The sequence below is a fragment of the Streptococcus sp. 1343 genome (genome assembly GCF_013277355.1).
In the GTDB taxonomy this organism is placed as follows: domain Bacteria; phylum Bacillota; class Bacilli; order Lactobacillales; family Streptococcaceae; genus Streptococcus; species Streptococcus pseudopneumoniae.
Genome location: NZ_VMMT01000008.1, coordinates 1 through 12,062 on the forward strand (window position 1 = coordinate 1; position 12,062 = coordinate 12,062).

Annotated in this window: 12 protein-coding genes and 1 riboswitch; of the genes, 11 read left to right on the forward strand and 1 reads right to left on the reverse strand. The window is 42.0% G+C overall.

The features are described 5' to 3' along the window. Positions 1-203: 203 nt before the first annotated feature. The 7 genes from HT709_RS01370 to thiE are packed head-to-tail and all read left to right on the forward strand — an operon-like array spanning position 204 to position 5,460. Positions 204-764 carry an ECF transporter S component gene (locus HT709_RS01370; protein ID WP_000915290.1) on the forward strand — a complete coding sequence of 187 codons (561 nt, stop codon included), beginning with the start codon at positions 204-206 and terminating at the stop codon, positions 762-764. Further along, positions 765-2,150, forward strand: a complete 1,386-nt coding sequence (locus HT709_RS01375) for an ABC transporter ATP-binding protein (RefSeq protein ID WP_172925441.1) — start codon at positions 765-767, stop codon at positions 2,148-2,150. Between the two features lies 1 nt (position 2,151). After that, positions 2,152-2,802, forward strand: coding sequence for an energy-coupling factor transporter transmembrane component T (locus tag HT709_RS01380; protein WP_023935775.1), 651 nt, complete (start codon positions 2,152-2,154; stop codon positions 2,800-2,802). 10 nt (positions 2,803-2,812) lie between these two features. Beyond that, a complete protein-coding gene (gene tenA, locus HT709_RS01385; RefSeq protein WP_023935777.1) occupies positions 2,813-3,502 on the forward strand; it encodes a thiaminase II in 690 nt (229 codons plus the stop codon). A 5-nt stretch (positions 3,503-3,507) separates the two neighbouring features. Next, complete coding sequence (gene thiW, locus HT709_RS01390) at positions 3,508-4,032, forward strand: energy coupling factor transporter S component ThiW (RefSeq protein ID WP_001225551.1); 525 nt, start codon at positions 3,508-3,510, stop codon at positions 4,030-4,032. Beyond that, positions 4,032-4,835 carry a hydroxyethylthiazole kinase gene (locus tag HT709_RS01395; RefSeq protein ID WP_101514669.1) on the forward strand — a complete coding sequence of 268 codons (804 nt, stop codon included), beginning with the start codon at positions 4,032-4,034 and terminating at the stop codon, positions 4,833-4,835. Before thiW ends, HT709_RS01395 begins: the two co-directional genes overlap by 1 nt. Next, complete coding sequence (gene thiE / locus HT709_RS01400; RefSeq protein ID WP_023935781.1) at positions 4,828-5,460, forward strand: thiamine phosphate synthase; 633 nt, start codon at positions 4,828-4,830, stop codon at positions 5,458-5,460. Before HT709_RS01395 ends, thiE begins: the two co-directional genes overlap by 8 nt. Before the next feature lie 163 nt (positions 5,461-5,623). On the opposite strand, the gene thiD is transcribed toward thiE, so the two are convergent. Next, positions 5,624-6,415, reverse strand: coding sequence for a bifunctional hydroxymethylpyrimidine kinase/phosphomethylpyrimidine kinase (thiD, locus tag HT709_RS01405; RefSeq protein WP_000221735.1), 792 nt, complete (start codon positions 6,413-6,415; stop codon positions 5,624-5,626). Positions 6,416-6,498: 83 nt separating this feature from the next. After that, positions 6,499-6,596, reverse strand: a riboswitch (TPP riboswitch). A gap of 183 nt (positions 6,597-6,779) precedes the next feature. Here thiD and HT709_RS01410 point away from each other — a divergent pair. From HT709_RS01410 to spxB, 4 genes are all read left to right on the forward strand, one after another. After that, on the forward strand, positions 6,780-7,175 hold the full coding sequence (locus HT709_RS01410; RefSeq protein ID WP_054388069.1) for a CopY/TcrY family copper transport repressor: 396 nt from the start codon (positions 6,780-6,782) through the stop codon (positions 7,173-7,175). A gap of 10 nt (positions 7,176-7,185) precedes the next feature. Beyond that, entirely contained in the window at positions 7,186-7,557 is a 372-nt protein-coding gene (locus HT709_RS01415) for a cupredoxin domain-containing protein (protein ID WP_000935054.1), read from the forward strand. A 9-nt stretch (positions 7,558-7,566) separates the two neighbouring features. Then, complete coding sequence (locus tag HT709_RS01420; RefSeq protein ID WP_138700700.1) at positions 7,567-9,810, forward strand: heavy metal translocating P-type ATPase; 2,244 nt, start codon at positions 7,567-7,569, stop codon at positions 9,808-9,810. 205 nt (positions 9,811-10,015) lie between these two features. Continuing rightward, positions 10,016-11,791, forward strand: a complete 1,776-nt coding sequence (spxB, locus tag HT709_RS01425; RefSeq protein ID WP_023941447.1) for a pyruvate oxidase — start codon at positions 10,016-10,018, stop codon at positions 11,789-11,791. Positions 11,792-12,062: the final 271 nt, after the last annotated feature.

Here is a 12,062-nt window from a genome sequence, read left to right on the forward strand (position 1 = left end):
ACGGGTGGTTATGACTTTACGAAACTGGATGAAGATGATATAGTAGATTGAAATAAGATGCGAACAAATCAATTAGAAAATTCAAATTAATTTCTAGAAATATTTTAGCATTCTTGTGTACTGTTCTAAATTCAATCTGCTATACAAAGTATTTAGGTCGGTCTTCTTGAGTGCCCCACTTTTCTTTAAAAAAGGAGTTTTTTATGTTGAAAAAATGGCAGTTAAAAGATGTTATCTTGCTTGCTTTCTTGTCTATCTTTTTTGGTGGGGTTTTCGTTGGTTCAGGATATGTGTATAATATTCTCAGCCTACTCTTAACACCTCTTGGTTTGCAGGCCTTTGCCAATGAAATCCTCTTCGGTCTCTGGTGTATGGCTGCGCCCATTGCTGCCATCTTTGTTCCGAGAGTCGGAAGTGCAACGATTGGAGAAGTACTAGCTGCGCTTGCTGAAGTCCTTTATGGTAGCCAATTCGGTCTAGGCGCTCTTTTGTCTGGCTTGGTTCAAGGTTTGGGAAGTGAACTTGGTTTTATCGTAACCAAGAATCGCTATGAGAGTTGGCTCTCTCTAACTGCCAATAGTATTGGGATTACGCTTGTTAGCTTTGTCTATGAATACATTAAGTTAGGTTACTATGCCTTTTCCCTTCCGTTTGTCCTTTCCTTGCTTGTGGTACGTTTTATTTCTGTTTATTTCTTCTGTACCATCTTGGTTCGTGCCATTGTCAAACTCTATCATCAGTTTGCAACTGGAGGAAAAGCATAGATGGGTCTGGAATTACGGGAGATTCAGTCCCCAATTTTTTCGGAACCGATTGATTTTACTTTTCATGAGCAAGCCTTTACCTTGTTAGTTGGGAGCAGTGGTTCAGGAAAATCTAGTCTCTTTCAAATAATCGCCCAAGTCAGTTCTCTTCCCTATAGCGGTCAAGTACTGATAGATGGGAGCGAAGTCAGTCAGCTTTCTATCATCGAACGTGTCCAAACGGTTGGTACTCTCTTTCAAAATCCCAATCATCAGTTTACCATGGAGAATTTGTTTGAGGAGCTGATTTTTACCTTGGAGAATATCGGCTATCACCTTCAGGAAATTGATTCTAAAATAGCAGAGGTGGTTCTACAATGTCGCTGTGAGAAGATCTTGCACCGTCCCATCCATCACTTATCAGGTGGGGAAAAGCAAAAGGCTGCTTTGGCTGTCCTCTTTGCCATGAATCCTAGGGTCTATCTCTTGGATGAGCCCTTCGCTTCCATTGACCGCAAGAGCAGAATCGAGATATTGGAGATTCTAAAAGAGTTAGCCTCTAATGGGAAGGCAGTCATCCTGTGCGACCATGATTTATCAGACTATGAAGCCTATATCGACCATATGGTGGAGCTAAGAGACGGACAACTAAGGGAAGTGTTTCAAATCCCTTCCTCTGAGATGATACAGGTTGCTTCAAAGAAAGTTGGTTCTAGCTCAGAACTATTCCATATGGATCGAATGACTTGTGAGCTGGATAAGCGCTCCCTCTTTTCGATTATTGATTTCAGATTTTACCAAGGAATTTCCTGTATCCTGGGTGACAATGGTGTCGGGAAATCAACCCTCTTTCGGTCTATTCTTCAATTTCAAAAGTATAAGGGACGCATTACCTGGAAGGGGACAGTCCTGAAAAAGAAAAAGAGTTTGTACCGTGAACTGACGAGTATTGTTCAGGAAGCTGAGAAGCAGTTTATCCGAGTCAGTCTGCGAGAGGAACTTCAATTAGATGGACCTGATTCTGAAAGAAATCAGCGTATTCTTCAAGCCTTACGATATTTTGATTTGGAGCAGTCACTCGATAAGAGTCCCTATCAATTAAGTGGTGGCCAGCAAAAAATTCTTCAGCTCTTGACCATCTTGACCAGTAAGGCTTCAGTGATTTTGCTAGATGAACCTTTTGCAGGTTTGGATGATAGAGCCTGCCATTATTTCTGTCAGTGGATTGTGGAGGAGAGGAATCAAGGAAGAAGTTTTTTGATCATTAGCCATCGTTTAGATCCTTTGATCTCTGTGGTTGATTATTGGATTGAGATGACTAGTCAGGGTCTCAGTCATGTGAAAGAAGTGACCATTGCCAAACCACTCACATCTCAGAGTAGCAATACTCAAGGGGAGGTGAGATAGTATGGTCAAAGTAGCAACCCAGACACCGATTATCAGTCTCTTCTTGCTGATTTTATCCTTGGAAACATCTTTCATTCCTTCGATTGCTCTGAATCTCTCGGTAGTCGCATTTTGTATTCTCTTTATGCTCTATTACCGGCGATTTAAAGTATTGGCTTGGATGATTCTACTTGCTATTTTGCCATCCTTTGCCAACTACTGGGCAGTTCAGTTACATGGGGATGCTTCGCAGGCAGTCATACTTGGAACGAGGGCCTTCGTGACTGTTTGTATTGGTCTTGTCTTTGTTTCCTCTATTGCCCTAAAAGAGCTTCTCTTGTACTTGGCTCAAAAGGGGTTATCACGTTCTTGGGCCTATGCCTTGATTGTGGTATTCAATTCCTTCCCCCTTATTCAGCAAGAAATCAAGTCTCTCAAAGAAGCTTGCCTATTACGTGGTCAAGAACTGCATTTTTGGTCGCCCTTGATTTACAGTAAGGTTCTGATGACAGTCTTTAGGTGGCGCCATCTTTACCTGAGATCTCTGTCTGCTCATGGATATGACGAACATGTACAGTTGAAGAATAGCTATCGGACTTTTTATATTCCTAAAAGGACAATATTCATCTACCTGCTGTTCTTTTTATTGCTTCAAACCAGTCTATTTTTATAAAGGAGTTATTATGGAATTTACAGATATTGCGATGGAATTATCCAAGGAAGCTTGGCAGGCTTCCTTTCATCATCCCTTTATTTTACAATTACAAGAGGGGAATTTAGAACCTGCCATTTTCCGCTATTACCTGATTCAGGATGCCTACTATCTGAAGGCCTTCTCAGAAATCTATCATCTTTTGGCTGATAAGACTTCAAACCAAGAGATGAAAAGACTCTTGAAACAAAATGCTCAGGGTTTAGTGGAGGGTGAGTTATTTATTCGCCAACAATTTTTCAAGGAATTGGAAATCAGCGACCAGGAAATGGAGCAACATCCAATCGCTCCCACCTGCTATCATTACATTTCTCACATTTATCGGCAATTTGCAGAGCCAAACTTGGGCATTGCCTTTGCAAGTTTGCTACCTTGTCCTTGGTTATACCATGATATAGGCAAATCACTTAATCTTAAACCATCACCAAATCCTCTCTACCAACAATGGATTGAAACTTATATTACGGATGAGTTAGAGCAACAGATCAGAGAGGAGGGAGCGCTGGTCAATCAACTCTATCGCGAAAGTGATGAGACAGACAAGAAAAAAATGCTAGATGCCTTCCACATCAGTGTTCATATGGAAGCCAAGTTTTGGGAAATGGCCTACCAACACCAGACATGGAAGAGCGATTTACAGTCTTTAGAAAAAGGAGAATAATAAACATGAGAAAGCACCAATTACAAGTTCACAAATTAACCATTTTATCTATGATGATTGCCCTTGATGTAGTCCTTACACCTATCTTTCGGATTGAGGGAATGGCACCGATGTCCAGTGTAGTCAATATTCTAGCAGGAATCATGATGGGACCTGTTTATGCCTTGGCTATGGCTACAGTGACAGCTTTTATCCGTATGACAACTCAAGGGATTCCACCTTTAGCTCTTACAGGAGCAACTTTTGGAGCCCTCCTGGCAGGTCTCTTTTATAAGTATGGTCGAAAATTTCATTATTCCGCTCTAGGAGAGATTGTGGGAACAGGTATTATTGGTTCTATTGTTTCCTATCCTGTTATGGTACTCTTTACAGGATCGGCTGCTAAGCTTAGCTGGTTTATCTACACTCCTCGATTTTTCGGAGCAACCTTGATTGGTACAGCGATTTCCTTTATTGCTTTTCGATTTTTAATCAAGCAGGAATTCTTTAAAAAAGTGCAGGGATATTTCTTTGGTGAAAGGATAGAATGATGCAGGAATTGATAAATCCTTTTCCTCTGGAAACGAGTTCTCTTATTCACTGTATGACCAATGAGATTTCTTGTGAGATGCTGGCAAATGGGATTTTGGCTCTGGGATGCAAACCTGTCATGGCAGATGATCCCCGTGAGGTTCTTGATTTTACTAAGCAAAGTCAGGCTCTCTTCATCAATTTGGGGCATTTGTCAGCTGAGAAGGAAAAAGCAATCCGCATGGCAGCCTCGTATGCAGCTCAAGTTTCTCTTCCAATGGTAGTAGATGCGGTTGGCGTAACGGCTTCCTCTATTCGTAAGAGCTTAGTTAAAGACCTTTTAGACCATAGACCTACGGTCCTTAAAGGAAATATGTCGGAAATCCGAAGTCTTGTTGGCTTAAAACACCACGGCGTTGGGGTCGATGCGAGTGCTAAAGATCAAGAAACGGAGGATTTACTTCAAGTCTTGAAAGACTGGTGTCAGACCTATTCAGGTATGTCATTCTTAGTCACAGGCCCCAAGGACCTTATCGTTTCGAAGAATCAGGTCGCTGTATTGGAGAATGGCTGTGCAGAATTAGACTGGATAACAGGAACAGGAGATTTGGTTGGAGCCTTGACAGCCGTTTTTCTCAGCCAAGGAAAGACTGGTTTTGAAGCTTCTTGCTTAGCAGTCTCTTATCTTAATATCGCTGCTGAGAGAATAGTTGTTCCAGGAATGGGATTGCAAGAATTTCGTTACCAAGTACTCAATCAGCTTTCGCTTCTAAAAAGAGATGAAAATTGGCTAGATGCCATCAAAGGAGAGGTTTATGAATAGAGAAGCACTTAGACTATATCTGGTAACCAATAGCTATCAAGATTCCGTGGAAAGCTTTCTTGCAAAAGTTGAGACGGCCTGCCGTTCAGGGGTTACCATAGTCCAATTGCGAGAAAAAAATCTCACAACCCATCAATATTATCAACTGGCAAAACAAGTCAAGGAAATAACAGATGCTTATCAGGTACCCTTGATAATCGATGATCGGTTGGATGTTTGTCTTGCGGTTGATGCAGCAGGTCTGCATATCGGAGATGATGAATTACCGGTTTCGGTAGCTCGCAAAGTCTTGGGTTCTGAAAAAATCCTCGGTGTCACCGCTAAAACGGTTAAAAGAGCTCTGGAAGCGGAGAAATCAGGTGCAGATTACTTGGGGACAGGAGCCATTTTCCCAACCACCACCAAGGAAAATGCGCCCATTACTCTGATATCGACCTTGAAAACAATTTGCCAAACGGTCGCCATTCCAGTAGTTGCTATTGGCGGCTTGACATCAGAGAATATTGATCAGCTTATGGACACGGGTATAGCTGGTGTAGCTGTAGTGCGTGATTTGATGCAGGCAGAAGATATTGAGGCAAAAACGCAAGCCTTTTTAACAAAGTTGCATGACATTATTTCCTAACTAATACTCAATGAAAATCAAAGAGTAAACTAGAAAGCTAGCCGCAGGTTGCTCAAAGCCCTGCCTTGAGGTTTCAGATAGAAGCTGACGTAGTTTGAAGAGATTTTCGAAGAGTATAAAAACTCTCTAATTCCCTTAAAGTGGGAACTAGAGAGTTTTTTTCTTAATCTTTAAAACTTGTATGGTTGACTGGGCCAGAACCATGACCGAGTTGAGGGGCGTCTTGGATGGCTTTCGTGATAAAGGCCTTGGCCTTATCAACTGCCTGGTAAAGGCTCTTTCCCTTGGCTAGTTCAGCCGTAATCACTGCAGCAAATGTACATCCAGTACCATGGGTGTGACAGGTTTGAATTCGTGGGCTTTCCCAGACAAATTGATCATCCTTGGTAAAGAGGAAATCTTTAGCACCACCTTCGAGATGGCCACCTTTGATGACCACAGACTGAGGACCAAATTCTTTTAAAATCAGGCGACCAGCACGCTGCATGTCTTCGGGGTCATGGATTGAAAAACCAACAATCTCTTCTGCCTCAGGAAGATTTGGCGTGATAATGGTTGCAAGGGGAAGCAGGTTTGTTTTGAGATAGTCTCTAGCAACTGAGTCGATCAAGGCATCTCCGCTAGTCGCTACCATAACTGGATCTAAAACATAGGGACAATCCAGCTTTTTAAGATAGGGCTGGATGATTTCCATGATTTCGGTAGTTGCCAACATCCCAGTTTTTACAGCCTGAGGTGGAATATCAGAAAAGACACTGTCCAATTGGGCTTTCAACATTTGAGGAGAAACGTGCTCGATCAATTGAACACCTCTGGTATTTTGAGCGACAAGACTGGTTACAACAGCCATTCCATAGACATCTCTAGCTTGGAACGACTTTAAGTCAGCCATAATGCCAGCACCACCACTAGGGTCAGTACCTGCAATGGTCAAAGCAACGGGTAAATAAGTCATCTAAAACCTCCCAACCAACTGAAGTTTGTATTCTTAAGAACAAGCTAATCTGTTTCAGGAAGGCAATAGAAGACTGCTAGTCCCCATTATCATTTCCACTTCCATCAGCTAGCATTACCTAGATTGAGTCAAAGGGTCTAACAGTCGTTAATCTCAGCTTTACGCACCCCTAGTGGTTGTTTTCTTTTTTCTTTAGTATAGCATATTTTTATTGTTTATATAGTAATATTTGACTGCAAATCGTTTTTCAAATGATTAAAATCCTATTTTTCAAATAAAATATTGATTTCATAATTGACAAATGTAGACTTTAGGAGTATACTAAGAAACATAATTGACAAATGTAGATTTTGGAGGTGTGATGATGCAGATTTCAGATGCAGAATGGCAGGTCATGAAGATTATTTGGATGCAGGGGGAGCAGACCAGTACGGATTTGATCAGGGTTCTGGCGGAGCGGTTCGAATGGTCCAAGTCAACCATTCAAACTCTTTTGGCTCGTCTGGTTGAGAAAGAGTGTTTGACTCGGAAAAAAGAAGGCAAGTCCTTTGTCTATTCAGCCCTTTTAACTTTGGATCAAAGTCGGGATTTACTTGTCCAAGATATCAAGGACAAGGTTTGTTCCCGTAGGATTAAGAACTTGTTGGCTGATTTGATTACTGAATGTGATTTTACTCAGGCTGACTTAGAAGACTTGGAAGCTGTGATTTCTGAGAAGAAATCAAACGCTGTGACAGAAGTAAAATGTAATTGTATGTAAAGGAGACGTCATGTTAAATAGTATTGTAACCATTATTTGTATTGCCCTTATCGCGTTTATCTTGTTTTGGTTTTTCAAAAAGCCTGAAAAATCTGGACAAAAGGCCCAGCAAAAAAAGGGCTACCAAGAGATTCGAGTGGAAGTCATGGGAGGCTATACGCCTGAGTTGATTATTCTCAAGAAATCAGTGCCAGCCCGCATTGTCTTTGACCGCAAGGATCCTTCACCATGTCTGGATCAAATTGTTTTTCCAGATTTTGGTGTACATGCGGACCTACCTATGGGGGAAGAGTATATAGTGGAAATCACGCCTGAGCAGGCTGGAGAGTATGGTTTCTCTTGTGGCATGAATATGATGCACGGTAAGATGATTGTAGAATAGGAGAATGATATGACTGAAATTGTAAAAGCAAGTCTTGAAAATGGTGTTCAAAAAATCCGTATCACGGCAGACAAAGGCTATCATCCAGCCCATATTCAGCTTCAAAAGGGAATTCCAGCTGAGATTACCTTTCATCGTGTGACTCCTTCAAACTGTTATAAGGAAATTCTTTTTGAGGAAGAAGGCATCTTGGAACCAATCGGCGTAGATGAGGAGAAAGTCATTCGTTTTACCCCTCAAGAATTAGGCCAACATGAATTTTCTTGTGGTATGAAGATGCAAAAAGGAAGCTATACAGTGGTTGAGAAGACTCGAAAATCTCTATCACTTTTACAGCGTTTTTGGATTACCAGTATCTTTACTGTGCCTCTTGTGATTCTCATGATTGGGATGTCGACAGGAGGAATTAGTCACCAAGTCCTGCGTTGGGGAACCTTTTTAGCCACAACACCGATTATGCTAGTAGCAGGTGGGCCTTATATCCAAAGTGCTTGGGCTAGTTTTAAAAAGCACAATGCCAACATGGATACCTTGGTTGCTCTGGGAACCCTAGTGGCCTATGGTTATAGCCTAGTTGCCCTCTTCGCTGGCCTCCCCGTTTACTTTGAAAGTGCTGCATTTATCTTCTTCTTCGTTCTTATGGGAGCCGTTTTTGAGGAGAAAATGCGGAAAAATACTTCCCAAGCTGTGGAGAAATTGCTGGACTTGCAGGCTAAAACAGCAGAAGTCTTGCGTGAGGAAAGCTATGTTCAAGTCCCTTTGGAGCAAGTCAAGGTAGGTGACCTGATTCGAGTGCGTCCCGGTGAAAAGATTGCGGTTGATGGTGTCGTAGTAGAAGGTGTCTCTAGTATTGATGAGTCTATGGTGACAGGTGAGAGTCTGCCTGTGGACAAGACAGTTGGAGATACTGTCATTGGCTCAACCATCAATAATAGTGGAACACTTGTTTTTAGAGCAGAAAAAGTCGGTTCAGAGACTGTTTTGGATCAGATTGTGGATTTTGTGAAGAAAGCTCAGACAAGTCGTGCGCCGATTCAGGACTTGACGGATAAAATTTCAGGGATTTTTGTCCCAGCAGTTGTCATTTTAGGGATTGTGACCTTTTGGGTTTGGTTCGTCTTGCTCAGGGATAGTGTAGTTGTGCTTGGGTCGAGCTTTGTGTCTTCGCTTCTCTATGGAGTAGCAGTTCTGATTATTGCCTGCCCTTGTGCATTGGGACTTGCAACACCGACAGCCCTTATGGTGGGGACAGGTCGCAGTGCCAAGATGGGAGTTCTCCTCAAAAATGGAACGGTTCTACAGGAAATCCAGAAAGTTCAAACTATCGTCTTTGATAAGACCGGGACTTTGACGGAAGGGAAACCTGTGGTCACAGATATCATCGGCGACGAAGTAGAAGTGCTTGGATTGGCAGCTTCCTTGGAAGAAGCTTCTCAACACCCACTGGCTGAGGCTATAGTCAAGCGAGCGACTGAAGCTGGATTTGAGCTTCACACTGTTGAAAATTTCCAAGCCTTGCACGGAAAAGGTGTCTCAGAGCAAATCAATGGAAAACAAGTTTTGCTTGGAAATGCTAAAATGCTGGATGGCATGAACATTTCTAGCACTTATCAAGATAAACTAGAAGAACTAGAAAAAGAAGCTAAGACAGTTGTGTTCTTGGCTGTTGACAATGAAATCAAAGGCTTGCTTGCACTACAAGATATTCCCAAGGAAAATGCCAAGCTAGCCATCAGTCAGTTGAAAAAGCGTGGCCTTAAAACAGTCATGCTGACAGGAGATAATGCAGGTGTGGCGCGTGCTATTGCCGATCAGATCGGAATCGAAGAGGTCATTGCAGGTGTCTTGCCAGAAGAAAAAGCCCATGAAATCCATAAACTACAAGCGGCTGGCAAAGTAGCCTTTGTTGGGGATGGTATCAATGACGCTCCTGCCCTTAGTGTAGCAGATGTGGGGATTGCTATGGGAGCTGGAACAGATATCGCCATCGAGTCGGCAGATTTAGTGTTGACAACCAATAACCTCCTAGGCGTGGTGCGTGCCTTTGACATGAGTAAGAAAACCTTTAATCGAATTCTGCTCAATCTTTTCTGGGCCTTTATCTACAATGTCGTCGGAATTCCGATTGCAGCAGGAGTCTTTTCTGGTGTTGGACTGGCGCTCACTCCAGAATTGGCAGGTCTAGCCATGGCCTTTAGTTCTGTATCTGTTCTGACTAGTTCACTCTTACTAAACTTTAGTAAAATAGACTAAAAGTAATGACTAGATTTCTTTGTTATAAAACAGGAATGGCAGCACTTTCAAAACTGTATTAGAATAGAAAGTAGAGAGTTTTGAGCAGATTTTTAGAAAAGTCAACATAAATATGATATAGTGGAATAGTAAAAATTTGGAGAACGTTTCCAATTCTATGTAATCGTATTCTCCAAGTCTAAAAAATTGAAGGAGAGTTATCACTATGACTCAAGGAAAAATTACTGCATCTGCAGCAATGCTTAACGTATTGAAAACATGGGGCGTAGATACAATCTACGGTATCCCATCAGGAACACTCAGCTCATTGATGGACGCTTTGGCTGAAGACAAAGATATCCGCTTCTTGCAAGTTCGCCATGAAGAGACAGGTTCTCTTGCAGCGGTTATGCAAGCTAAATTCGGTGGCTCAATCGGGGTTGCAGTTGGTTCAGGTGGTCCAGGTGCGACTCACTTGATTAACGGTGTTTACGATGCAGCTATGGATAACACTCCATTCCTAGCGATCCTTGGATCACGTCCAGTTAATGAATTGAACATGGATGCTTTCCAAGAATTGAACCAAAACCCAATGTACAACGGTATCGCTGTATACAACAAACGCGTAGCTTACGCTGAGCAATTACCAAAAGTAATCGACGAAGCTTGCCGTGCTGCAGTCTCTAAAAAAGGTCCAGCTGTTGTTGAAATCCCAGTAAACTTTGGTTTCCAAGAAATCGACGAAAACTCATACTATGGATCAGGTTCATACGAGCGTTCATTTATCGCTCCTGCTTTGAACGAAGTTGAAATCGACAAAGCTGTTGAAATCTTGAACAATGCTGAACGTCCAGTTATCTATGCTGGTTACGGTGGTGTTAAAGCTGGTGAAGTGATCACTGAATTGTCACGTAAAATCAAAGCACCAATTATCACAACTGGTAAAAACTTTGAAGCTTTCGAATGGAACTATGAAGGTTTGACAGGTTCTGCTTACCGTGTTGGTTGGAAGCCAGCCAACGAAGTGGTCTTTGAAGCAGACACAGTTCTTTTCCTTGGTTCAAACTTCCCATTTGCTGAAGTTTACGAAGCATTCAAGAACACTGAAAAATTCATTCAAGTTGATATTGACCCTTACAAACTTGGTAAACGTCACGCCCTTGACGCTTCAATCCTTGGTGATGCAGGTCAAGCAGCCAAAGCAATCCTTGACAAAGTGAATCCAGTTGAATCTACTCCATGGTGGCGTGCAAACGTGAAGAACAACCAAAACTGGCGTGATTACATGAACAAACTCGAAGGTAAAACTGAGGGTGAATTGCAATTGTATCAAGTTTACAATGCAATCAACAAACATGCTGATCAAGACGCTATCTACTCAATCGACGTAGGTGACACTACTCAAACATCTACTCGTCACCTTCACATGACACCTAAGAACATGTGGCGTACATCTCCACTCTTTGCGACAATGGGTATTGCCCTTCCTGGTGGTATCGCTGCTAAGAAAGACAATCCAGATCGCCAAGTATGGAACATCATGGGTGACGGTGCATTCAACATGTGCTACCCAGACGTTATCACAAACGTTCAATACGACCTTCCAGTTATCAACGTTGTCTTCTCAAATGGTAAATATGCCTTCATCAAGGACAAATACGAAGACACAAACAAACACTTGTTTGGTTGTGACTTCTCTAATGCTGACTATGCGAAAATCGCTGAAGCGCAAGGTGCTGTAGGATTTACAGTTGACCGTATCGAAGACATCGATGCAGTTGTTGCAGAAGCTGTTAAACTCAACAAAGAAGGTAAAACTATTGTGATCGATGCTCGCATCACTCCACACCGTCCACTTCCAGTAGAAGTACTTGAATTGGATCCAAAACTTCACTCAGAAGAAGCTATCAAAGCCTTCAAGGAAAAATACGAAGCAGAAGAACTCGTACCATTCCGTCTCTTCTTGGAAGAAGAAGGGTTGCAATCACGCGCAATTAAATAATTCCTCTCGCCGAAAATCAAATATGAAACTTGTAGACTTTATTCTTTGATTTTCATAGAGCGGAACTTTAAAAGATCGGAGCAATCCGGTCTTTTTATTATAAAGAAATTGCATATAATACTCATATGCTTTCAAAAAGCATTCTAGTCCATCTCCGATTAACGATGGACTTTATCACCTCCTTCTCCAGTCCTTGTATAACATCTTGAAGTTGATTCATGATATCTTCCAATATGGGCATCAACAGCTCCATAACAATAGCGAAATTCTC